This window comes from Asanoa siamensis (genome assembly GCF_016862555.1).
Classification (GTDB): Bacteria; Actinomycetota; Actinomycetes; order Mycobacteriales; family Micromonosporaceae; genus Asanoa; species Asanoa siamensis.
The window spans coordinates 54,586-77,210 of sequence record NZ_BONE01000042.1 but is presented as its reverse complement, the minus strand read 5'-3'; the positions used below and the strand labels follow the sequence as shown (position 1 = coordinate 77,210).

Below are 22,625 nucleotides of genomic sequence, written 5' to 3'. Positions count from 1 at the left end.
GGCCCCCAGCGCGCCCGAGAAGCCGAGTCCCGTGCGGGAGTCCGTGATGCGGGTGGGGGTGATCGGCGTGTACCGCAGCCCAGCGCCGAGCGTCGAGTCGTCGTAGTACCCGACGAGGTCGACCAGGACGTGGGTCGTGGCGGAGGAGTAGATGCCGATCATCGGGGCGTTGTTGGTCTCGCCGCAGTCGTAGCACGTCGACGCCGGAATGATCGCCATGTTGGGGACGACCTTCCCGGGCGTGTAGTTCAACGTGGACGTCTCCGGGAGGGTCATCTCGTTGCCGTCCCACACGGTCAGGTAGCCGGTCTTGGTCGGCCGCACCGCGGTGACGTTGATGGCGAACGCCTTGACGTGACGGTTGGTCTCCTCGTCGAAGTCCACGTACGCCTGGAAGTAGTGCTCGGCGGGCAGCGGGCCCCACACCTCTTCGCGGGTGTCGACCCAACGGCCGGGGGTGAACGACTGGTAGGAACCGCCCACGGTGTAGCCGTGGTTCTCGATCCGGTTGTCAGAGGCGAAGTAGCCCGTGATGTCCGCGACCACGTGCGTCGCGCCCTTGGCGTTGTAGAGGTCGACCTTGCCACCGGCACCGACCGCGACGGTGACCGAGTTGGCACCGGTCCACGCCTTGGGGAAGTTCAGCGACGAAGCGGTCGGCCGCACCGCCACACCGGACGGGTAAACCGTGAGGTAGGACGACGACGTCGGCTGCGTCACCGTCACGTTGAGCACGACGGCGGCGACACCGGTCGACGGCACGCCGCCGCGACCGGCCACCTGCAGGGCGATCGCCCGGTTGGCGCCGATCGGTGCCTTCGACGAACCAAGACCGATACGCGTGTCGAGCACCCGCGACGGCATCAACGGGTAGAACGTGCCCCGCGGCGTCATCTGTCCATTCGCGACCAACGGAACAGTGAGCGGGTTGGTCTGACCGTTGTTGGGAACGAGCAGACTCGCCTGTACGGACCCGTTCTGCGTCGGGTGCGGCGTGACCGTGATGTCACAGCGCTGGCCGGCGGTGAGGGTCTTGCCGACGCAGCCGTCGCTCGTGAGCTTGAACGCGCCGGGAGTAGCGCCGCCGATCGACGCCGCCTCCATGACGACCGGGTCGGTGCCGCTCGCGGTCAGCGTCACCTTCAGCGGTGCGCCGTCGACGTTCGGGTCGGCCGGGCCGAAGTCGAGTTGGGCCGGCGAGGCCGTGAGCGAGCCGGCGAGACGAAGCGTCGAGTTGGCGCCGCCCAGCGGTGCCGCCTGCGCGGCGGCCGTGGGAAGAGCGGCGACGATCAACGCACTTGCGATGGCAACCGAAACGGTGCCACGAAGAGCGCGCATGAATCACCCCGTGGGAGAGAGAGGGAATGCCTGAAGGCAGACGAAGCGTAGGTATAGCAGACGGCGGAGGCAATCGATCTTTCGGCCTATTCGCCGAGCGACATCAGGGCGTCCAAACAGGACACCGATCGGAAACCCGCCAAGCGTAACGAATGCGACGGCGATGCCGCTTCACCACCGGGACGGACAGCCCAACGGCCGTCTCGAAGCCGACCTCGTCGTCAGCGCCTCGGCCGATCCCACCACCGTCGTGGACGTCGGTGGCGGCGTGGCGGTCCGGGTCGACGTGCGCAACGCCGGCACCAAGGCGGCGCAGGACGTGGTCGTCCGCTACGCCATGCCGCCCGGCGGGTACTTCACCGACGGCAACTCGCCGCCCGCCGGGTGGCAGTGCGATTTCCAGCAGAGCCTGACCTGCGGCACCGCCACGCTGGCCGCCGGAACCGCGGCCACGTTGCGGTTCTACGTCGCGTTCCCGCCCGGTCAGGTGGGCGGGTTCGCGACGGTCACCGCGACCGCGTCGACGGCCAGCAACGAAACCTCCACCGGCGACAACACCGCCCGGGCGACGGCGACCTACATCCGTGGCGTCACCGACCTGGTTACGGGGCTCCAGGTCACCAGCGAGGCCGGCGTCGGTGACACCGTCGCGATCGCCGTCGACGTGCGGAACATCGGCAACATGACGGCCGAGGAGGTGCACGTGACCGTCCCGGTGCCGGCGGGTCTGACCCGGCAGTCCGAGGACATCGGCGACGGCTGGTACTGCGACGTCCTCGACGGCGCCGACCCGGCGTGGCACTGCGTCCGGTACCAGTTGGTCAACCCCTACAACGACGTTCTCGACCTGACCGCGACGGTCACCGACACGAGCCCGGGAGACACGGTCACGGTGACCGCGTCGGCGACCACCACCTCGCCGGAGGACGACGTCCAGAACAACAACGCCCAGGCGACCGTCACCATCCGCTAGTGCGAGGACTCCGGCGCCAGGCGGTCCTCATGGGCCGCCTGGTGTCGGTAGCGGGTCGGCCCTCGCCCCCTCGAACCAGACCCGGACCGCTCCTTCGCCATTGCTGACCTTGACGCACACCTCACGCCGGCCGATCAGCCACCCGGTCATTCGGCATCCCGCGCTGTACTCGTCGAGATCCCAGCCACGATCGACCAGGTGGTCGTGGACCCGCGCGTACACCTCGTCCTGTGTCTGTCCGGCACTTCCGGTCACGGTGATCGACAGGGTGCACACCCCTGATCCGCAGGAACCCGCGTCCCTCTCCTTGACGACGGCGGTGAGGCCGGCCGGCACCGGCAACAACTCGTCGGCCGACGGGAGGAAGGGTTCGCTGCTCGACATGGTGGCGATCAGCCCGAAACAGCAGCTGACGAACCCCGCGAGCAGCAGCGAGCCGAGATAGAGCCACCAACCCTGGTCCCACTCCGCCCGGCCGAGTCGGGTCCGCTCCACCGCGCGGCCGAGGGCGACCACCGCCATGGCGATCGGCAGATAGCCGATCAGGATCTCGAGCCGGGAAGCGGGAGCGGCGAAGTACAGGATCACCGTGGCCACGGCCCAGGCCGCCAGCACGCTGCCGACGACCAGCCCGACGCGACGGGTCCGTGCTCCTCGCCACCACACGACGGGCGGCAGGACGAGACCCACGGCGAGCAACACTCCGATGAGGACTGACACCGGCCCAGCATCGCCGCTCCACCGCGCCGGCACTGGCCCGTCGCGACAAACCGCGCAAGAGCGCCAGGTTCAACCGCGGCCGGCGTGCTCCGGTCGGATGCCCAGGCCGACCAGCCGCGCGGCCAGGCGCCGCAGCCACGGCGTGCGGTCCAGCAACCGCAGCGGCGCGGGCACGCCCACCGGGCCGGCCGTGTGCAGCAGGCGATCGACGACCCGCCGTTGCGCGATCCGTTGCAGCGCCTGGGTCACGGCCGTCGGGAAGCGCCGGCGGCGTTGCACCCGCGCCAGATCCGCCGCTGACACCGGGCCCGCGGCGAGCGCCGGCCCGAGAATGCGGGCGGTCGCCACCGCGTCCTGTACGGCGAGGTTGATGCCGACACCGCCGATCGGCGACATCGCGTGCGCGGCGTCGCCGATGAGCAGCACGCCGGGCGCGAACCAGCGCCGCAACCGGTCGAGCCGCACGGTCAGCAGCCGGACGTCGGCCCAGCTCGCCACCTCGCCGACCCGGTCGGCCAGGTGCGGCGCCCGCGCGGCGATCCGGGCGCGGAAGGCGTCGAGGCCGCCGGCGCGTACCTCGTCGTAACCGCCTTTCGCGATCACGTACGCGCACTGGAAGTAGTCGCCACGGTCGATGCAGAGCATCAGACCGCCCGCGCCCACGCGCATGTCGAGCCCGGCCGGCTCGTCGGGGCGCCGGGAGAGCCGGAACCAGAGCACGTCCATCGGCGCACCGAACTCGCGCGGCCGCAGCCCCAGCCGGTCCCGGACCACCGACGTCCGGCCGTCGCAGGCCACCGTCAAGGACGCCCGCACCGACAGGCCGTCGGCGGTTCGCACGCCGACGATCCGGCCGTCGGACCGCAGCACGTCGACGACCTCGGTCGAGCGCAGCAGCGTGAACGTCGGCAGCCGCGCGGCGGCCTCGGCGAGCACGTCCAGGAAGTCCCACTGCGGCAGGAACAGCACGTACGGATGGCCCGGCAGCCGGCTGAAGTCGGCCAGCCGGACGCTGCCGTCGTCGAACGTGGCGCGCAGGCTCTCGACCCGGCGTCCCGGTCGGCGGGCGACCTCCGCGCCGAGCCCGATCTCGTCGAGCAGGTTCAGCGTGGAGGGGTGGACGGTGTCGCCGCGGAAGTCGCGCAGGAAGTCGGCGTGCTTCTCCAGCACGACGACCTCGACACCCGCGCGCGCGAGCAGCAGGCCCAGCACGACGCCGGCGGGCCCGCCGCCGACGACACAGACGGTGGTCTCGACGAGGCACCTCCTGCCAGGCGGACGCACGGACGCACCGCCGCGGCGGTCAAGGCGAGGGATGTCGACTTCGGGGTCGCACGGGCAACGCCTTGACCTGCGCCGCAACGGTGTCGGTCACCTGCCGTCAGCGGAACGGCGGGGGCTCGGTGCACGGGTCCGGCGGCCGTCGTGCCCGAGCCGATCGGGGGGTGTGGCGCCAACGCGCCGACGAGGGGTGCTTGGCCGCGAGACGACGGTTCGCGGCCGGCGCGTCAACGGCGCAGGTCGCCCTCGCGAACCCCGGTGAGGAACTCGCTCCACGCTGAGCGAGAGAACCGCATTACCGGCCCTTCAGGGTCTTTCGAGTCGCGCACGAGCACGCGACCGTCGAGTGCGCCGACCTCGACACACGCTCCGGTCGCGCATCGACTAAGCCATTTGACCCGACTCTGATCTTTGGACATGAGTCACGCTCCCTAGTAGTGACCTACCGCCTAGGGTAAGCACCCGGGTGAACGCAGGGAACGTGAGTGAACGCAGGGAGTGCCGGTCAATGTCATTATTCACGGGGAATTATGGTGTTTGTGGCATCTGAAGAACGGGTCGATCGTGAGCCGCTGCCGCGGCTCACGATCGAATGCTAGTTTGCGTGGAATCGTCCTTCTTTGAGATCCACGATGAAGGTAGCCCAGACACCCTTGGAGAACTCCAGCGGCGCACCCGCCGGCGTCTTGGAGTCCCGCATCAACACCGTGCCCACCGCGTCAGCGACTTCGACGCAGGCGCCGGAGGCGCACCGGCTGCTCTTGCGCCAGGAGATGGCCGCACTCGACTCGTTCAACGTTGCATGCCTTTCGATCAAAAAAGTTATGTGAAGCGGTCAGGCCAACGCGGTGGCGTGGTCCTTTATCAGCCCCGCCGAGGTTTGCTCGTCGTACGCACCGTGCCAAACGCGGTCGAAGATCTCCCGATGCCGCCTGATCTTTTCCTTGTCCTCGACGATCTCGTCGATGGTGTCGCTTTCCCGATAAAGCACGGCTTCGTCCTCGTCGCCTTCGGTGGCGGCCAATGAGACGATTTCGTAGGTCGCCAGCATGGGGATCGGCGACTGTTCCTTAAAGGGAATGATCCGCACGGCGATCCGTCGGTCGCCGATCAGGGTGAGCAGGTGTTCCAGCTGCTCGCGCAGCACCTCGGCGCCGCCGACCTGCCGGTAGAGAACCGACTCGTCGAGGACGAGGAAAACGTCGGGATGCTCGTCGGGATCGAGAAATGTCTCGCGGCGCTTTTCTCGCATCCGGACCCGTGCCTCGATGGTTTCCTCGCTGAGCTCGCCCGAAAAGGTCTCGAGGACCGCCCGGGTATAGGCCGGGGTCTGCAACCGCCCCGGCACGACCATGGGATAGAAGTAGCGAATCTCCTTCGCCGACTGTTCGAGTCCCATGAGCTGAACGATGGCCGGCGTGAGCAGGTCACGATATTGCGGAGTTTCCCACCATTGGACACGTTGCTTGGAGAGCTTGGCCGCGGCGACGAGCGACTCGACCCGCGCCTTGTCCTTGATGCCAAGGTAAGTCAGCAGCGGGCGCAGGTCGTTCTGCGAGATCGTGACCTCGCCGCTCTCGATGCGCATGACCTTCGAGAGCGACCACTCCATGGCCTCGGCCACGTCACCCTGGGTGGCCTTCCTGGCATCCCGAGCGCGCCGAATCGCCAACCGCACGCGACGGCGTGCTACGTAAGGCGAGTCGGCCATCGTGGGCGCTCTCCTGTCCAATAAGAGCGCGCGTCGGGCGTACGGCGACCTGCCGTGTCGCTGTCTGCGCCAACTCGGCCAGTGATGTCCCTGCCAGCGTAAGTTGTCAGTGTTACGCCTGTCAGCCGGACGCGCGGGTCACGCACATTATGCATCGCAAGACATCTGACCGCTATCCCGCTACCTGCTATATCGCAGATTGGCACATCAACGAGCTAGACGCCGAGGGTGGGCCGGTCCACCCTCGGCGCCGATAGGGGCAGCTCAGCGTTCGATCTCGCGCAGCCACCTCGCTGCCGAGCGCTGGCGGCTCTGCTCTTCCACCGCCCGGACCAGGGCCCGCCGCACCTGGCCGAAGCGGGTGGGGTGCGTACTGCTGTAGAGGCAGACCTCGGCCGAACCGTGCACCGCCCACAGTTGGTAGTCGCGTGGGGCGGCCCGCAGGAACGCGCCGGTGACCAGCACCGGGATCGCGATCGCGATCAGCATGGCCACGTGCAGGAACAGGGAGTCGTGCAGTCCCCAGGTGACGATGCCCGCCACCGTGGACGCGATGGCGAAGCGGCCGGTCACGACGCCCGCGGGATGCCGGTTCCCGCGCACGACGTAGGGGTCGACCAGGTCCTTGATGTGGAAGCGGGTCGAGCGGGCGCCCAGGACCGTGAACGCCGTGTCGGTGATCCGCACGTCCGGACCGGGATAGTAGGTGGGCATCTGTCCTCCTCCCGGGTTGTTGCTACGTCCATTGCAACCCGGGGACCTGGCTCTCCGGTAGACATCAATCTGCGATATGGCAGATAGCGCTATACCCGTCTGTGAACTCACCGGGTGGTAGCTGGCCCTGCCTGCGTTAATGGTCGTCGGGAGCGCCACGGCGCCGAATAACCGACATCCGGCCCACTCCGGGCGCATGGGACCGCGACTAGCGGAGATCCGCGGCGGTCAGCAGCGACCGCAGGCGCAGGTCGGCGGCGAGCGGCGGCGGACCCGCGTTGACGATCGCCGCACACCCGACCGCCGTGGCGCCGCGCAGCGCGACGACGTCGTAGAGCGCCCGGACCTGCGCGCCGGTCGCCACCCAGTCGTCGACCACCAGCACCCGGTCGGTGCCCCGGATCTGCCGGTCCCGCACGCCCAGCCGCAACTCCCGGCCGCGGTAGTCGGGCGGCGTGCGCGCCCAGGTGACCCGGTCGACCAGCCGCCGGTCACCGCCGTCCTTGACCGCGGGCGCGAAGCCGACGCCCAGCGCGACCGCCACCAGCGGCCCGACCAGGAAGCCGGTCACCTCCGGCGACACCACGAGCGTCGGCGCCGCGTCGGCGAACAGCGCGGCCAGGCCCGGCCCGACCGACGCCAGCAACTCCGGTGAATGCCACCAACCGGACACGTCGCTGACGAGGTGGTCGCTGTGCGCCCCCGGGTCGAACCAGTGGAACGCCTCCGCGAGGGCGGCGCGCAACGAGTCGTCCCGCAGGGGTGGAGAGATGGCCACGACGACCATCCTGCACACCGGCACCCACGGACCATCGTGGGGTCAGTCGATCGGTTGAACGTTTCCGTCCATATTCGGGCGAAAGCCAATGATCACGTTGACATCCGACGTACCGCGCTCGGTACGGTCCGCAACGGTTCACCCCCGGCGGAAGGAGCCCGAGATCGTGGCGGGTAGGCATACCAGGCGACCGGCGACAGCCTCGCTGTTCGGACCACTCGCGACAGCCGTCGTCGTACTGGCATTGCTGGTCAGCGGCGCTTTCGGGGCACTCAAGCTGACCGAGGAGAAGGCCGCGACCCCGGTCGGGCGGATCGATCTTCCACAATCGGCGGTGGACACCACGCCGTCGGCCTCGCCGTCACCCTCGGTGACGACGCCCGCGCCGACGCCAACTCCCAAGCCCAAGGCCACGCCGACGAAGTCGCCCGAGCACGCCTCGCGGGGCAGCGTCCGCTCGCCGAGCTCGAAGAAGCCGACGCCGGCCCGGAAGACCACCAGCAAGCCCGAGAGCGGCGGCAGCGTGGTCAGCAGCGGCTCCTGCGGCGCCTCGTACTACGACGAGGGCCAGACCACCGCGAACGGCGAGTCGTTCAACCCTGAGGCGCTCACGGCCGCGCACAAGACGCTGGCCTTCAACACGCGCGTACGGGTGACCAACCCGGACAACGGCAAGTCCGTCGTGGTCCGGATCAACGACCGCGGCCCGTTCGTCTCCGGGCGCTGCATCGACCTGTCCCGCGCCGCGTTCCGCGCGATCGCCCCGCTGAGCCAGGGCGAGCTGACCGTCAAGTACGACGTCCTCGGCAACTGACTGAACTGACCGGGTTGGTCAGAACCGGATGGCCGAGGGGCCAACTTCGTTCTGTACCGCACCGGGATCAGGCATGCTGTTCGGCGTACCCATGCAGTTCTCCACGACGGGCCGCCGCCCGCTCAGCCCTGGTTCCCGCGCCGGACTCGGCGCGGCCCTCGTGCTGCTCGCGATCGTGTCCGCCGTGGAGATCGCCGACGGCAGCGGGGCCAACTACGTCGGCCTCGTCGCGGCCGCGCCGTTCCTCGCCGCGGCGTTCGCCTCCTGGCGGATGGTGCTGGTCGTCGGCGTGCTCGCCACCGTGGTCGGCATCTCGTTCGCCGTCGCCGCCAAGGGCATGACGATCGCGACCGGGGTCAACGTCGCCGGCGTCGCGCTGGCCACGGCGATCGCGGCCGTGGTCGCGCAGATCCGCGAGCGCCAGGCCGCCCGGATCGCCGAACTCTCCAAACTGGCCCAGGTGGCACAGCAGGCCGTGCTGCGCCCGGTCGGACCGCAGATCGGTTCGCTCTCCGTCGCCGGCCGCTACATCTCGGCCACCGCCACGGCCGAGATCGGCGGCGACCTCTACGAGTGCCTCGACACGCCGTACGGCGTGCGGATCATCATCGGCGACGTACGCGGAAAGGGCCTCGACGCGGTCCGCACCGCGAGCATCGTGCTCGGCTCCTACCGGCACGTCGCCTACGAGCGGGCGGACCTGCGCGCGATCGTGGCCGACCTGGACCGCGCCGTGGCGCGCAGCGTCGGCGACGAGGACTTCGTGACCGCGGCGATGGTCGAGGAGCGCGGCGGCACGCTGACGATCGTCAACTGTGGACACCCGGCGCCGCTGCTGCTGCGGCGGGGTGAGGTGATCCCGCTGGAGCCGCCGGCGCCGGCGCCGCCCCTGGGCTTCATGCCGGTGGTCCGCCCGCGGGTCGAGCGGCTCGAGCCGGGGGACCGGTTGCTGCTGTTCACCGACGGCCTGGGCGAGGCGCGCCGGGAGGGCGAGTTCTTCCCGATCGCCGACCGCGCGTGGCGGTTGCTCGGCCACGGCACGGTCGGCGACGGGCTGGCCTCATTGGAGACGGCGCTGGTCGAGTGGGTCCACGGGCGGCTCGACGACGACATCGCCGTCGTCCTGATGGAATACGCCGGTCAACGGCCGGTCACCACCGCCAGCATCCCCAGCTGGGAAGTGGGCAGCGAGTAACCCTCTTCAGGGTTGCTTGACGGCTGCCAGGCGCGGCAGGCGGACAGCGGCGGCTGCCGTCCGGTCGGACTCGGGCGCGCGGTGCCGGCCGACGTAGCCGGCGCGCGGGTTGACCAGCAGGGCAGCGAGATGGGCGAGAGTCATCGGGGTCCTCCTGCGTCGAGCGCCGTCCGGCGCGGGTAACCACCAAACGAGCCCCGGCTGCTAACGGTGACGCGACTGTCGGCGCGCCGACTTGACTCCACCCAATATTGACCCCCATAACGCTATAAAGGCTCCTAAATAGGACGGCACGATAGAAGTAGTGTGGCGGCGGTCACCGAGCGACCCTCTTTATGAGAGCTACTCGCAGGTAATAACCTGGGTTACTCACGGGTAACCAACGATTGCCGGATCGGGGACCGACGCACATGACGCACTACAAGAGCAACCTGCGCGACATCGAGTTCAACCTCTTCGAGGTGTTCGGCGCCGACCAGGTGCTCGGTCGCGCCCCGTTCGCCGAGATCGACGCCGACATCGCGCGCAACTTCATGGTCGAGCTCGACCGGTTCGCCCGCGAGGACCTGGCGGCCAGCTACGCCGACAGCGATCGCAACCCGCCCGTGTTCGACCCGGCGACGCACAGCGCCCCGCTGCCCGAGGCGTTCCGTCGCTCGTACCACCGCTTCATGGACAACGAGTTCTGGCGCCTGGACCTGCCGACGGAGCTCGGCGGCACGTCGGCGCCGCGCGCCCTGTGGTGGTCCCTCGCCGAGCTGATCCTCGGCTCCAACGCGCCGATCTGGATGTACGCGTCCGGCCCGTCCTTCGCGACCACGCTGCACCGCGAGGGCACCCCCCAGCAGAAGAGGTGGGCGGAGCTGTTCATCGAGAAGGGCTGGGCGTCGACGATGGTGCTCACCGAGCCCGACGCCGGCTCCGACGTGGGCGCCGGCCGCACGCGCGCCGTCCCGCAGCCCGACGGCTCCTGGCACATCGAGGGCGTCAAGCGGTTCATCACCTCGGGCGAGCACGACCTGAGCGAGAACATCGTCCACTACGTGCTGGCCCGGCCGGTGGGCGTCGAGGGCGCCGGCGGCCCCGGCACCAAGGGCCTGTCGCTGTTCGTCGTGCCGAAGTTCCACTTCGACGAGGAGACCGGCGAGCTGGGCGAGCGCAACGGCGTCTACGCCACCAACGTCGAGCACAAGATGGGCCTGAAGGTCTCCAACACCTGCGAGCTGACCTTCGGCGAGCACGGCGTCCCGGCCAAGGGCTGGCTGATGGGCGACGTGCACGAGGGCATCAGGCAAATGTTCCTGATCATCGAGTACGCCCGGATGATGGTCGGCACGAAGGCGATCGCCACGCTGTCGACGGGCTACCTCAACGCGCTGGACTACGCGAAGTCCCGCGTGCAGGGCGCCGACCTGCTGCGCCAGATCGACAAGGCCGCGCCGCGGGTGACCATCTCGCACCACCCGGACGTCCGCCGGTCGCTGATGCTGCAGAAGTCGTACGCCGAGGGCATGCGCGCCCTGGTCGTCTACACCGCGACCTGGCAGGACAAGATCAAGCTAGCCGCACACGCCGGCGACGCCGACGGCGAGAAGCTGGCCAAGCGGGTCAACGACTTCCTGTTGCCGATCGTCAAGGGCCTCGGCTCGGAGCGGGCCTACGAGCTGCTCGGCTCGGAGTCCCTGCAGACCTTCGGCGGCTCGGGCTTCCTGCAGGACTACCCGCTGGAACAATATGTCCGCGACGCGAAGATCGACACGCTGTACGAGGGCACGACCGCGATCCAGAGCCTGGACCTGTTCTTCCGCAAGATCGTGAAGGACCAGGCCACGGGCCTCCTGGCGGTGGCCGGCGAGATCGCGCAGTTCATCGAGTCCGAGGGCGGCAACGGCCAGCTCAAGGAGGAGCGGGTCGCGCTGGGCAAGGCGCTGGCCGAGACCCAGTCGATGCTCGGCACGATGACGGGCTGGCTCGGCGAGGCGGCGACGGACCCGCGCGCGCTCTACAAGGTGGGCCTGACCAGCCGCCGCTTCCTGCTCGCGGTCGGCGACCTGATCGTCGGCTGGCTCCTGCAGCGCCAAGCGGACGTCGCACTGCGCAAGCTGGCCGAGGGCCCGGACGCGTTCTACGCGGGCAAGGTCGCCGCGGCTCGCTTCTTCGCCCGCGAGGTCCTACCCCGGCTGGGCGCGGACCGCCGCATCATCGAGGCGACGACCCTGGACGTGATGGACCTCCCGGAAGAGGCCTTCTGACCCACCGACCTGAGCTGGCGGCGCCGGTGCCTGGCAGGATTGACCGGTGACTCCTCGCGTGCGGGCGCCCCAGCTCAAGGGCCGTGGTTGGCTGAACACCGGCGGTAAGGACCTGTCGATCGGCGAGCTGCGCGGCAAGATCGTGTTGCTCGACTTCTGGACCTTCTGCTGCATCAACTGCCTGCACGTGCTCGACGAGCTGCGGCCGCTCGAGGAAAAATATGGTGACGTGCTCGTCGTCATCGGGGTGCACTCGCCGAAGTTCGAGCACGAGCGCGACCCCTCGGCGCTGGCTGCCGCCGTCGAGCGGTACGCGGTCGATCATCCCGTGCTCGACGACCCGGACCTCGTCACCTGGGACCAGTACGCCGCCAAGGCGTGGCCCACGCTCACCGTCGTCGACCCCGAGGGGTACGTCGTCGCGACGATGGCCGGTGAGGGGCACGCCGAGGGGCTCGGCCGGCTGATCGACGAGCTGGTCGCCACCCACGAGGCCAAGGGCACCCTGCATCGCGGCGACGGTCCCTACGTCGCGCCCGCGGAGCCCCACACCACGCTGCGCTTCCCGGGCAAGGCCGTCGTGCTGCCCGGCGGCAACCTGCTCGTGTCCGACTCGGCCCGGCACTCGCTCGTCGAGCTCGAGCCCGACGGCGAGACGGTCGTGCGCCGGATCGGCACCGGCACCCGCGGCCACGCCGACGGCGGCCCCGAAACCGCGTCGTTCTCCGAGCCCCAGGGGCTCTGCCTGCTGCCGACCGAGACCGCGGCGGCGGTCGGTTTCGACGTCGTCGTCGCCGACACCGTCAACCACCTGCTGCGCGGGCTCACGCTGGCCACCGGCGAGGTCGTCACGATCGCCGGCACGGGCCGGCAGTGGCGGTCGACGCCGGACGACCACGCGCACGACGCCCTGGCCAGCGATCTCTCGTCGCCATGGGACGTCGCCTGGTACGACGACCGGCTCGTCGTCGCGATGGCCGGCATCCACCAGCTCTGGTGGTACGACCCGATCAAGCGCACCACCGGCGTGTACGCGGGCACGACGGTCGAGGCCCTCCGCGACGGCCCGCTGCCCGACGTCTGGATGGCTCAACCGTCCGGCCTGTCCACCTCGGCCGACGGGCGCCGGCTCTGGATCGCCGACAGTGAGACCAGCGCGCTGCGCTACGTCGAGGACGGCGTGCTGCACACCGCCGTCGGCCAGGGGCTGTTCGACTTCGGTCACATGGACGGGCCGGCCGATCAGGCGCTGTTCCAGCACCCGCTCGGGGTCTGCGCGCTCGCCGACGGCTCGGTGCTGGTCGCGGACACCTACAACGGAGCGGTACGCCGGTTCGACCCGGTCGCCAACGCGGTCTCGACGGTGGCCGACGGCCTGGCGGAGCCGAGCGGCATCGTCGTCACCCCGGCCGGCGACGTGCTGGTCGTCGAGTCGGCCGGGCACCGGGTCACGGCACTCGGCGCGGGCGCGCTGGCGGCGGCGGGCGGCTCGTCCGCGCCCGGCACCCGCCACCGCACGGAGCGCCCACCCACGCTGGTCGCGGCCGGCGAGGTGACGCTCGACGTGATCTTCACGCCGGCGCCGGGGCAGAAGCTGGACGAGTCGTTCGGGCCGTCGACCCGCCTGGTGGTCTCGGCGTCGCCGCCGGAGTTGCTCATCGAGGGCGACGGTACGACCACCGACCTGAGCCGCCGCCTGGTGATCGCGGACGGAGTCGCGGGCGGGGTGCTGCAGGTCGTGGCCCAGGCGGCGACCTGCGACGCCGAGGCGGAGCACGCGGCCTGCCACCTGACCCGCCAGGACTGGGGCGTCCCGATCCAGGTGACCACCGACGGCACCCACCGGGTGGCACTCGTCCTCCGCGGCCTCGACGAGGGCTGACCGGCCGGCGCGGCCCCGGGGATCCGGAGGCTCCACGTGGGGCTGCGGGTCTGATCGGCCCTCGGGCTAGGCGCTGGCGAAAGGGCTGAGCGGGACGTCCGCCGCGGTCATGGCGTCGCGGATGCGGCGGGCCAGTTCGGCCGCGCCCGGTGTGTCGCCGTGCAGGCAGATCGAGGCGACCCGGACCGGGATGACCGTGCCGTCGACCGCCACCACGGTGCCCTCGCGGGCCAGGCGGAGTGCGCGCTGCACGACCGCCTCCGGGTCGTGGATCACCGCGCCCGGGTGGGAGCGGGAGACGAGGCGGCCGTCGGGCTCGTAGGCCCGGTCGGCGAAGCCTTCCGCGACGACCGTGAGCCCGGCGCCGACGGCCAGTTCGGCGAGCGTCGACCCGGGCGAGCAGAGCACCGGCAGCGAGCGGTCGTAGTCGCGCACCGCGGCCACCACGGCCGCCGCCTGCGCCTCGTCGACGGAAGCGACGTTGTAGAGCGCGCCGTGCGGCTTCACGTAACGCACCGCCTTGCCGGCGACCCGGCAGAACGCGTCCAGCGCCCCGATCTGGTAGATCACGTCGTCCCGCAGCTCGTCGAACGCGTAGTCGATGCGGCGCCGTCCGAAACCCGCCAGGTCCCGGTAGCCGACCTGCGCGCCCACCGCGACACCCCGGGCGGCCGCGGTGGCGCAGACCCGGCGCATCGTCACCGGGTCGCCGCCGTGGAAGCCGCACGCGACGTTCGCCGACGTGATCACGTCGAGCAGCGCGTCGTCGTCGCCCAGCCGCCAGATGCCGAAGCCCTCGGCCATGTCAGCGTTCAGGTCCATGAAATCTGACGGTACTGCCCGGACGGGCCTGGGCCAGGGCGGTTACGTCGGTGACCACGGCGATCACCGGATATCCGCCGGTGGTCGGGTGGTCGGCCAGGAACACGAGCGGCTGCCCGTCGGCCGGCACCTGGACGGCGCCGAGCACGACACCCTCGCTGGGCAACTCGCCGGCGTCCGCGCGGGTCAACGCCGCGCCGGCCAGCCGCGCGCCGACCCGGTTGCTGTTCGGGCTCACGGTGTACGCGGTGGTCAGCAGCGTCTCGACCGCCGCCGCGGTGAACCACCCGTCCCGCGGCCCGAGCCGCACCGCCAACGTGACCTCCGCCGGAACGCGGCCAGCCGCGCCCGCGCCCGACCCCTCCGGGATGCCGTGCGGCTCGATCGGCTGGCTCGGCCCGACCGGCAGGACGACGCCGTCGCGTAGGCGGGGTGGGCCCAGGCCCGAGAGCGTGTCCGTCGACCGGCTGCCGAGCACCGGCGGCACCGCGACGCCGCCGGCCACCGCGACGTACGAGCGCACCCCTGCGGTCGCCCGGCCGATCTCGACCAGCGCGCCAGCCGCCACCGACACCGCCACGTCGAAGGCGGCCGCCGCGCCCGCGACCGTGATCCGGGCGGGCGCGCCCGTCACCGCGATCACCCCGCCCGCTGGCAGCCGGAACGAGCACCCCAGCAGCGTCGTCTCCAGGCCCGCGGCCGACGGCGGGTTGCCGACCAGCGCGTTCGCCCGCCGCAGCGCGGGCGCGTCCAGCGCCCCGGAGCGCGGCACGCCGAGATGCGCGTACCCGGGACGCCCCAGGTCCTGCACCGTCGTCAACGCCCAGGCCCGGACGACCTCGAGGCTCACGCCGCCACCAGCCGCACCGCCGTGCCCGGCGCCAGCAGCGCCGGTGGCTCTCGCGAGACGTCGAACAGCGTCACGTCGGTGCGTCCGACGAGCCGCCAGCCGCCGGGGGAGGCGGTCGGATAGATCCCGGCGTACGGGCCCGCGAGCCCGACCGAGCCCGCCGGGACCGACGTGCGGGGAGTGGCGAGCCGGGACACCGCCAGCGTCGCCGGCAAGCCGGTCAGATAGCCGAAACCAGGAGCGAAGCCGCAGAAGGCGACGCGGAACTCCGTCGTGGCGAGCCGATGAATCACGGTGGGTACGGGCACCGACCACAGTGCGGCAACATCGGCGAGGTCGGGTCCGTCGTACACGACCGGGATCGTGAGCAGCGTGCCGACCGCGGTGTCGGCGGGTGGTGGCGGCGCCCAGCCCGCGACGAGCGCGGCCACGGCGGCCGGGTCGTCGAGCCCGTCGATCAGCACGGTCCGCGCGCCCGGCACGATCTCGGCGGCGGCGAGCTCGCCGGCCGCACGGCGGCGCCACAACTCGGCCCGCCAGGCCTCGACCTCGGCCGGCGGGCACTCGATCAACAGGGCGGTGGTGCCCACGGGTCGGATGTGCACTGATCCATTGTCGACCCGCCTTACCAGGCGGTCTTCCAGCGACCGCACAGCCCGGGTCGGTAGCCTGAGCCCGTGACGACGTCCACGAGCTCCCGGATGCGTCCGGTCGACCTGGGCAAGCCGCGCATGCGCGGGTGGCTCCACGCGTACGCGGCGTTCGTCGCCGTCGTGGCGGGAGTCGTGCTCTGTTCCATCGCGGCGACCCGGCCGGGTTGGTCCCCGTTAGTGAGCTGTGTCGTCTACAGCGTCACCGTCTGTGCCCTGTTCGGCACCAGCGCGTTGTACCACCGCCGCGTCTGGTCGGAGCGCGGCTACCAGATCATGCGCCGGCTCGACCACTCGATGATCTTCGTGTTCATCGCCGGCACGTACACCCCGTTCGCCGTGTTGCTGCTCCCGACCCGCACGGCGACGATCATCCTGGGCATCGTCTGGGCGGGTGCCCTCGGCGGGGTGACGCTCAAGCTTTTAAGACCCCACGGGTCGCGGTGGCTGTCCGCGCCCCTCTACCTCGCGCTCGGTTGGGTCGCCCTGGCCGTCATCCCGGACATCCTGCGCAACGGCGGCGTGGCCTGCCTGCTGCTGTTGCTCGCGGGCGGCGTGGCGTACACGGTGGGTGCGGTCTTCTACGCCATGCGCCGGCCCAACCCGTGGCCGACGGTGTTCGGCCACCACGAGTTCTTCCACGCGTGCACGCTGATCGCGGCGATCTGCCACCACGTGGCGATCTACCTGGCGCTGTTCGCCTGACGCCAGAGACACAAAGAGTGGCCCCCGCCAGGTGGGGGGCCACTCTTCTGTTCGAGGACGGTCAGTAGGCCCGGTCGTCGCGGCGCACCTCGTGGTACTCCTCGACCCGGCCCGGGGCCGGCGCCGCGGGGGGCGGCGGGGCGGTCGTGCCGTACGGGTTGGCTCGGGTGTCGCGCACGACGGTGGTCCGCCGGCGGCTCTGCCAGAACCACGTGGTCAGGATGAGGCCGGCGACGCCGGCGAGCATGAGGACCCACCCGACGACGTCGAGGTCGAGCCAGCCGACGTTGACGTCGAGCGCGAACGTGAAGATCGCGCCGACCGCGATTAGGAAGATGCTGCCACCAATGCCCACTGTGGTCGCCTCCTTCGAGATGCGTAGAGCAGGCGGGCACCGTCCGTCTTACCCATGTGCGCGCCGCGTCAATCAGGCAAGCTTGTCGGCATGAGTGAGCGGCGGATCCTGCTGGTGCGGCACGCGAAGGCCGACCGGCCCGACGGGGTGGCCGACGTCGACCGGCCGCTCACCGCGCGGGGCCATGCCGACGCGGGTGCGGTCGGCGCCTGGCTCGCGCACCGGTCCGTCCGTCCTGAGCTGGTGATCTGTTCTCCCTCGAAGCGGACCCGGCAGACCTGGCACGGGATCGCGCTGGGCATGGCCGACGCGGCCGAAGACCCGCCGTCGCCCGAGGTCGACTACCGGGCCGAGGTCTACGACGGCGACGAGGACGACCTCGTCGCGCTGATCCAGGCCGTGGACGACGCGGTCAACACGGTCGTGCTCATCGGGCACAACCCGTCGATCTCGTCGGCTTCCGCGTTCCTCGACCCAGGGAAGGCCGAGGACCTGCGGACGAGCGGGATCGCCGTGCACCGCTACAGCGGGCCGTGGGACGAGTGCGGGCGGGGTTCCGCGCCGCTGGTGGAGACGCACACCGCGCGCGGCTGAGGGTCACCGGCGCCAGTGCCGGTGCCCGTGGCCATGTCGGCCCGGCCGGCAGAGGACGGACGCCGGCGGGCGACGCCAGAGTTCGAGCTTGCGGACCACCCGCGTGGGCCCCTTGCGGACGCGCTGCGGCTTCGCCGCCGATCGGCGCGGCGCCACCCGGGCCTCCGGGTGCCGCACGCGCCGGGCTTCCGGCTTACGTACGCGACGGGCTTCCGGCTTCTGCGCGCGCCCGGCCGGCACGCCCGTCCGTTGGCGCACGGGCTGACGGGGCGGCGCGGCCAACCCGGTCGGTGCCCGCAGCCGGGTGATCGGCGGCGGCTGCTCCACCACGCCCGGCCGCAGCGGGATCACGACCACCGGGTCCGGCGACGGCGGCGCGATGAACGGCGTGGTCGCGCCCAGGTCGTGCCCCGCGACGACGGTGCCGATCGAGTCGGCCCCGGGCCCGATGGCGGCCAGGACCGGCAACGACGAGGTCACCGCGAGGGCCAGGACGATCACGGCGTAGCGCCGCGCCGGGCCGGACAGTCCGGCGGCGCGATGTCGACCGCCCGGCGGCGGCCACGGGGCCTGGTCCGGCACGGCCGAACTCCTCGTCTGCTTGATGAACAGCCTGGGAACGCGGCGAGAACCAACCGGGGGCAATCAGTCCTATTCGGTCATCGCGTCCACCAACCAGGGTCGCGCAGTTACGCTCGGTTTGCCAGTCATGCACAGCGTGTCTATGTGCCAACTTTCACCATGCTGGACCAGCCCCAGCACGATCATGGAGAGTGTCAACCAACCTGTGGGACCGCCTCCGGCAATGCGAGGATGGGAGGTGACGGCAACGTGGCCGAGGCCTCAAGCACCTTCCTGCGGCGGGCGCGGAACGCGATGTCGGCTCCCAACCGCGCGGCGGCCCCACCGGGTCAGGCGCGGTGAGACAGGGCCGGTCGGCACAGCCGGCAGGCGACAAGCTGCGCAGCCGGGACACCCCCGGCGCCGCACCACAGACAGGGAGACACGATGGCCAAGGGAGGCTCGCCCCCCGACGGGGAGCTTGTCCAGTTGCTCACCCCTGAGGGTGAGCGGATCGAGTCGGTGACCGGATCCGACGGCACGGTCTACCGCGCCGACTTCACCGATGAGGAATACCGCGGTCTCTACCGCGACCTGGTGATCGTCCGGAAGCTGGACGCCGAGGCCACCGCGCTCCAGCGCCAGGGTGAGCTGGGCATCTGGGCCAGCCTGCTGGGCCAGGAGGCCGCCCAGGTGGGCTCCGGCCGCGCGCTGCGCCCGCAGGACATGGCGTTCCCGACCTACCGCGAGCACGGCGTCCTCTACTGCCGCGGCATCGACCCGATCATGCCGCTGGGCCTGTTCCGCGGCGTCGACCAGGGCGGCTGGGACCCCAACGAGTTCAAGTTCAACATGTACACGATCGTCATCGGGGCGCAGACCCTGCACGCCACCGGGTACGCCATGGGCGTGACGATGGACGGCAAGACCGGCACCGACGACGGCGAGGCGGTCATCGCCTACTTCGGCGACGGCGCCACCAGCCAGGGTGACGTCAACGAGGCGTTCATCTGGGCGGGCGTGTTCAACTCCCCGCTGGTCTTCTTCTGCCAGAACAACCAGTACGCGATCTCCGAGCCCCTCGAGCGGCAGACGCGCATCCCCCTCTACCGCCGCGCCGGCGGTTTCGGCTTCCCCGGCATCCGGGTCGACGGCAACGACGTGCTCGCCACCTACGCGGTGACCCGCGCCGCGCTCGACCACGCCCGGCTCGGCCAGGGTCCGACCCTGATCGAGGCCTACACCTACCGGATGGGCGCGCACACGACCAACGACGACCCGACCCGCTACCGCATCGCGAGCGAGGTCGAGGCGTGGCAGGCCAAGGACCCGATCAAGCGGGTACGCGCCTTCCTGGAGCGCGAGCAGATCGCGGACGCCGCCTTCTTCGCCGAGGTCGACGAGCAGGCCAAGCGGGAGTCGCTGCACCTGCGCGAGCGGGTGCTCGAGATGCCCGACCCGGCGCCCGTGACGATGTTCGACAACGTCTACCCCAACGGCTCGCCGCTGGTCGACAAAGAGCGCGAGCGGTTCGTGGAATACCAGGCCTCGTTCGAGGGGAGCGCGCACTGATGGCCGAGAAGCTGACAATCGGTAAGGCGCTCACCACCGGCATGCGGCGGGCGCTGGAGAACGACCCCAAGGTCGTGATCATGGGTGAGGACGTCGGCAAGCTCGGCGGCGTCTTCCGGATCACCGACGGCCTCCAGAAGGACTTCGGCGAGGACCGGGTGATCGACACCCCGCTCGCCGAGTCCGGCATCATCGGCACCGCCGTCGGCCTCGCGATCCGTGGCTACCGCCCGGTCTGCGAGATCCAGTTCGACGGCTTCGTCTACCCCGCGTACGACCAGATCGTCTCGCAGGTGGCGAAGATGCACTTCCGTTCGCAGGGCAAGGTGCGGCTGCCGATCGTCATCCGCATCCCGTTCGGCGGCGGCATCGGCGCGGTGGAGCACCACTCCGAGTCGCCCGAGGCCTACTTCGCGCACACCGCCGGTCTCAAGGTCGTCGCGTGCTCGTCGCCGGAGGACGCGCACTACATGATCCAGCAGGCGATCGCGTCCGACGACCCGATCGTGTTCCTGGAGCCGAAGCGGCGCTACTGGGAGAAGGGTGACGTCGAGCTCGGGCTGGACCTGGATTCGGCATACCCGCTGCACGCGTCCAAGACGGTGCGCGCCGGCACGGACGTGACCGTTCTGGCGTACGGGCCGATGGTGCGCACCTCGCTCGACGCGGCCGCCGCGGCCGAGGAGGACGGGCGCTCGCTCGAGGTGATCGACCTGCGGACGCTCTCGCCGCTCGACCTGGCTCCGGTGTACGAGTCGGTCAAGCGCACCGGCCGCTGCGTGGTCGTGCACGAGGCGCCGAGCAACGTCGGCCTGGGCGCCGAACTGGCCGCCCGGATCACCGAGGAGTGCTTCTACTCCCTGGAGGCCCCGGTGCTGCGGGTGACCGCGCCCAACACGCCGTACCCCGCGGCTAGGGTCGAAGAGGAGTACCTGCCCGACCTGGACCGGGTGCTCGACGCCGTCGACCGTACCTTCGGCTGGTGACCGCGATGTCCCGGATGAAAACGTTCAACCTGCCCGACCTCGGTGAGGGGTTGGTCGAGGGCGAGATCATCAAGTGGCTCGTCGAGGTCGGCCAGGAGATCGAGCTCAACCAGCCGATCGTCGAGGTCGAGACGGCCAAGGCGGCCGTGGAGATCCCGGCGAAGTGGGCCGGCAAGGTCGTCGAGATCCACCACCCCGAGGGTACGACCGTCGAGGTGGGCAGCCCCATCATCTCGATCGATACCGACCCCACCGCGGGTGACCTCGAACCGTCCGCCGCTTCGCTGGCCGCGGTCGACGTCGCACCGACCGAGGGTGCCGTCGAGCCTGGTCTGATCGGCAGCCCGGCGCCCAAGGCCAACGCGGTGCTGGTCGGCTACGGGCCGAAGACGCCGTCGGCGAAGCGGCGGCCGCGCAAGGGCGACACCGCTCCTGCGCCGGCCGCGGCCGCTCCGGCACCGGTGGTGCCGGCTCCGGCTGCTCCGGTCGAGCCGCCGGCACCCGCCCCCGGTGCCGGACGCACCGACCAGGTCGCGCTGGCCAAGCCGCCGGTGCGGAAGCTGGCCAAGGATCTCGGTGTCGACCTGCGTGGTCTGGTCGGGTCGGGCCCCCTCGGCTCGATCACCCGTGATGACGTGCTGGCGGCCCAGAACGGCGGTGGCGGTGGTGCCGTCGCGGCCGCGCCGGTGGTGGCGATCCCGGCCGGGGAGCGCGAGCAGCGCATCCCGGTCAAGGGCGTCCGCAAGCTGACCGCGGAGAACATGGTGGCGTCGGCGTTCACCGCGCCGCACGTCACCGTGTTCCTCACCGTCGACATGACCCGCACGATGCAGGTGATCGACCGGCTGCGGGCGCTGCCCGACTGGCGCGACGTGCGGATCTCGCCGCTGCTGCTGGTGGCCAAGGCGATCCTGCTGGCGGCCAAGCGACACCCGATGGTCAACTCGACCTGGGCCGGCGACGAGATCATCGTCAAGGACTACGTCAACCTGGGCATCGCGGCGGCGACCGAGCGTGGGCTGATCGTGCCCAACATCAAGGACGCCGGCCGGCTCTCGCTCCGCGAGCTCGCCGACGCGATGACCGCGCTGGTGCAGACCGCGAAGTCGGGCAAGACGCCGCCCGCCGACATGTCCGGCGGCACGCTCACGATCACCAACGTGGGTGTGTTCGGTGTCGACGCCGGCACGCCGATCCTGCCGCCCGGCGAGTCGGCGATCGTCGCGTTCGGCGCCGTTCGCGAGACGCCGTGGGTGCACGAGGGTCAGATCCAGATCCGTCAGGTCACCCAGCTCGCGATGTCGTTCGATCACCGGATCATCGACGGTGAGCTGGGGGCGAAGTACCTGCGCGACGTGGGCGCGTTCCTCAGTGACCCCGAGGCGACGCTGCTCGCTTGGACCTGATACGCGGCTTTTGTCGGAGCCGGTACGACCTGCGGGTCGTACCGGCTCCTTCGTTTATGCGCCGTTAACCCGGGCAGCCGCCTTAGTTTGTTAGGCAAGTGGGCGGCATCACCGAATAATCGTTGGCATGTTACGGGTGTGTTGCGGTTCAATAGGTATCGACACCGGTTGGGGGCGACCGGTGCGAGACCAGGGAGTCACAGATGGACAGCACCATGATGGACCGCTACCGCGCACACCGTGAGCGCCTGCGCCGGGCCCGTGCCCTCGAGCGCGCGCTCAGCCAGACGCACTCGCCGGCTGTTCGCGCGGAGATCATCGCGATCTCGCAGCGCAGCCAGTACTGACAGTGCGTGACCGTCAGGCCCGTCCGGCTCGTCCGGGCGGGCCTTTCGTATCGGCGTGGTCACCGGATCCGCCGTAGCGGTGCTGCTCACAGCACCGGGATTCCTAGCCGTCGCACCGC

The 22,625-nt window shown here is 70.7% G+C and carries 25 protein-coding genes; 11 read left to right on the top strand and 14 right to left on the bottom strand.

What is annotated here, in order from left to right; genetic code table 11:
- Positions 1-1,338, bottom strand: a 1,338-nt coding sequence (locus Asi02nite_RS24605) for a choice-of-anchor D domain-containing protein (protein ID WP_203716266.1), incomplete at its 3' end; no start/stop codon positions are given.
- A gap of 163 nt (positions 1,339-1,501) precedes the next feature.
- Here Asi02nite_RS24605 and Asi02nite_RS24600 point away from each other — a divergent pair.
- Positions 1,502-2,311 (top strand): DUF11 domain-containing protein, encoded by an 810-nt coding sequence (locus tag Asi02nite_RS24600; RefSeq protein ID WP_203716265.1) that lies wholly within the window; start codon positions 1,502-1,504, stop codon positions 2,309-2,311.
- Positions 2,312-2,338: 27 nt separating this feature from the next.
- Here the strand turns inward: Asi02nite_RS24600 and Asi02nite_RS24595 are convergent, their stop codons facing one another.
- The 7 genes from Asi02nite_RS24595 to Asi02nite_RS24565 form a co-directional block, all read right to left on the bottom strand.
- Positions 2,339-3,031, bottom strand: a complete 693-nt coding sequence (locus tag Asi02nite_RS24595; RefSeq protein ID WP_203716264.1) for a hypothetical protein — start codon at positions 3,029-3,031, stop codon at positions 2,339-2,341.
- A gap of 69 nt (positions 3,032-3,100) precedes the next feature.
- Positions 3,101-4,315: an FAD-dependent oxidoreductase gene (locus tag Asi02nite_RS24590; protein ID WP_203716263.1), complete on the bottom strand. Its 1,215-nt coding sequence runs from the start codon at positions 4,313-4,315 to the stop codon at positions 3,101-3,103.
- 224 nt (positions 4,316-4,539) lie between these two features.
- Positions 4,540-4,731, bottom strand: coding sequence for a DUF397 domain-containing protein (locus Asi02nite_RS24585; protein WP_203716262.1), 192 nt, complete (start codon positions 4,729-4,731; stop codon positions 4,540-4,542).
- A 176-nt stretch (positions 4,732-4,907) separates the two neighbouring features.
- On the bottom strand, positions 4,908-5,108 hold the full coding sequence (locus tag Asi02nite_RS24580; RefSeq protein WP_203716261.1) for a DUF397 domain-containing protein: 201 nt from the start codon (positions 5,106-5,108) through the stop codon (positions 4,908-4,910).
- Positions 5,109-5,147: 39 nt separating this feature from the next.
- On the bottom strand, positions 5,148-6,023 hold the full coding sequence (locus Asi02nite_RS24575; protein ID WP_203716260.1) for a helix-turn-helix domain-containing protein: 876 nt from the start codon (positions 6,021-6,023) through the stop codon (positions 5,148-5,150).
- Between the two features lie 264 nt (positions 6,024-6,287).
- The gene (locus Asi02nite_RS24570) at positions 6,288-6,737 is read right to left on the bottom strand and encodes a DUF6232 family protein (protein WP_203716259.1); all 450 of its coding nucleotides are present in this window, start codon (positions 6,735-6,737) and stop codon (positions 6,288-6,290) included.
- 208 nt (positions 6,738-6,945) lie between these two features.
- On the bottom strand, positions 6,946-7,515 hold the full coding sequence (locus Asi02nite_RS24565; protein WP_239127031.1) for a phosphoribosyltransferase: 570 nt from the start codon (positions 7,513-7,515) through the stop codon (positions 6,946-6,948).
- A gap of 166 nt (positions 7,516-7,681) precedes the next feature.
- Between Asi02nite_RS24565 and Asi02nite_RS24560 the strand changes: the two genes are divergently transcribed.
- Complete coding sequence (locus tag Asi02nite_RS24560; protein ID WP_239127029.1) at positions 7,682-8,329, top strand: septal ring lytic transglycosylase RlpA family protein; 648 nt, start codon at positions 7,682-7,684, stop codon at positions 8,327-8,329.
- Positions 8,330-8,402: 73 nt separating this feature from the next.
- Positions 8,403-9,524 carry a PP2C family protein-serine/threonine phosphatase gene (locus Asi02nite_RS24555; RefSeq protein ID WP_203716256.1) on the top strand — a complete coding sequence of 374 codons (1,122 nt, stop codon included), beginning with the start codon at positions 8,403-8,405 and terminating at the stop codon, positions 9,522-9,524.
- 6 nt (positions 9,525-9,530) lie between these two features.
- Here Asi02nite_RS24555 and Asi02nite_RS24550 read toward each other — a convergent pair whose 3' ends face one another.
- Positions 9,531-9,668: a hypothetical protein gene (locus Asi02nite_RS24550; RefSeq protein WP_203716255.1), complete on the bottom strand. Its 138-nt coding sequence runs from the start codon at positions 9,666-9,668 to the stop codon at positions 9,531-9,533.
- A gap of 266 nt (positions 9,669-9,934) precedes the next feature.
- Here Asi02nite_RS24550 and Asi02nite_RS24545 point away from each other — a divergent pair, with 266 nt between their 5' ends.
- A complete protein-coding gene (locus Asi02nite_RS24545; protein ID WP_203716254.1) occupies positions 9,935-11,776 on the top strand; it encodes an acyl-CoA dehydrogenase in 1,842 nt (613 codons plus the stop codon).
- 46 nt (positions 11,777-11,822) lie between these two features.
- Positions 11,823-13,658 carry an NHL domain-containing thioredoxin family protein gene (locus tag Asi02nite_RS24540; protein WP_203716253.1) on the top strand — a complete coding sequence of 612 codons (1,836 nt, stop codon included), beginning with the start codon at positions 11,823-11,825 and terminating at the stop codon, positions 13,656-13,658.
- A 66-nt stretch (positions 13,659-13,724) separates the two neighbouring features.
- Here the strand turns inward: Asi02nite_RS24540 and Asi02nite_RS24535 are convergent, their stop codons facing one another.
- From Asi02nite_RS24535 to Asi02nite_RS24525, 3 genes are read right to left on the bottom strand one after another with little or no spacing between them, the layout of a single operon-like run.
- Positions 13,725-14,480 (bottom strand): LamB/YcsF family protein, encoded by a 756-nt coding sequence (locus Asi02nite_RS24535; RefSeq protein ID WP_203716252.1) that lies wholly within the window; start codon positions 14,478-14,480, stop codon positions 13,725-13,727.
- On the bottom strand, positions 14,464-15,330 hold the full coding sequence (locus Asi02nite_RS24530; protein ID WP_239127027.1) for a 5-oxoprolinase subunit C family protein: 867 nt from the start codon (positions 15,328-15,330) through the stop codon (positions 14,464-14,466). Before Asi02nite_RS24530 ends, Asi02nite_RS24535 begins: the two co-directional genes overlap by 17 nt.
- The gene (locus tag Asi02nite_RS24525; protein ID WP_203716251.1) at positions 15,327-15,935 is read right to left on the bottom strand and encodes a 5-oxoprolinase subunit B family protein; all 609 of its coding nucleotides are present in this window, start codon (positions 15,933-15,935) and stop codon (positions 15,327-15,329) included. The genes Asi02nite_RS24530 and Asi02nite_RS24525 overlap by 4 nt, the downstream gene beginning before the upstream one ends.
- Before the next feature lie 72 nt (positions 15,936-16,007).
- Between Asi02nite_RS24525 and trhA the strand changes: the two genes are divergently transcribed.
- Entirely contained in the window at positions 16,008-16,685 is a 678-nt protein-coding gene (trhA, locus tag Asi02nite_RS24520) for a PAQR family membrane homeostasis protein TrhA (RefSeq protein WP_203716250.1), read from the top strand.
- A 61-nt stretch (positions 16,686-16,746) separates the two neighbouring features.
- Here trhA and Asi02nite_RS24515 read toward each other — a convergent pair whose 3' ends face one another.
- Positions 16,747-17,040 (bottom strand): DUF6458 family protein, encoded by a 294-nt coding sequence (locus tag Asi02nite_RS24515; RefSeq protein ID WP_239127025.1) that lies wholly within the window; start codon positions 17,038-17,040, stop codon positions 16,747-16,749.
- Positions 17,041-17,130: 90 nt separating this feature from the next.
- Between Asi02nite_RS24515 and Asi02nite_RS24510 the strand changes: the two genes are divergently transcribed.
- Complete coding sequence (locus tag Asi02nite_RS24510) at positions 17,131-17,634, top strand: SixA phosphatase family protein (protein ID WP_203716249.1); 504 nt, start codon at positions 17,131-17,133, stop codon at positions 17,632-17,634.
- 3 nt (positions 17,635-17,637) lie between these two features.
- Here the strand turns inward: Asi02nite_RS24510 and Asi02nite_RS24505 are convergent, their stop codons facing one another.
- Complete coding sequence (locus tag Asi02nite_RS24505; RefSeq protein ID WP_203716248.1) at positions 17,638-18,216, bottom strand: hypothetical protein; 579 nt, start codon at positions 18,214-18,216, stop codon at positions 17,638-17,640.
- Between the two features lie 426 nt (positions 18,217-18,642).
- On the opposite strand from Asi02nite_RS24505, the gene pdhA reads away from it, so the two are divergent.
- The 4 genes from pdhA to Asi02nite_RS24485 all read left to right on the top strand — a co-directional run bounded on the left by pdhA (position 18,643) and on the right by Asi02nite_RS24485 (position 22,506).
- Positions 18,643-19,767 carry a pyruvate dehydrogenase (acetyl-transferring) E1 component subunit alpha gene (gene pdhA / locus Asi02nite_RS24500; RefSeq protein ID WP_203716247.1) on the top strand — a complete coding sequence of 375 codons (1,125 nt, stop codon included), beginning with the start codon at positions 18,643-18,645 and terminating at the stop codon, positions 19,765-19,767.
- Complete coding sequence (locus Asi02nite_RS24495; RefSeq protein ID WP_203716273.1) at positions 19,764-20,753, top strand: alpha-ketoacid dehydrogenase subunit beta; 990 nt, start codon at positions 19,764-19,766, stop codon at positions 20,751-20,753. The genes pdhA and Asi02nite_RS24495 overlap by 4 nt, the downstream gene beginning before the upstream one ends.
- A gap of 5 nt (positions 20,754-20,758) precedes the next feature.
- Entirely contained in the window at positions 20,759-22,159 is a 1,401-nt protein-coding gene (locus Asi02nite_RS24490; RefSeq protein ID WP_203716272.1) for a dihydrolipoamide acetyltransferase family protein, read from the top strand.
- Between the two features lie 203 nt (positions 22,160-22,362).
- Positions 22,363-22,506, top strand: a complete 144-nt coding sequence (locus tag Asi02nite_RS24485) for a hypothetical protein (RefSeq protein ID WP_203716246.1) — start codon at positions 22,363-22,365, stop codon at positions 22,504-22,506.
- The last annotated feature ends 119 nt before the right edge of the window (positions 22,507-22,625 follow it).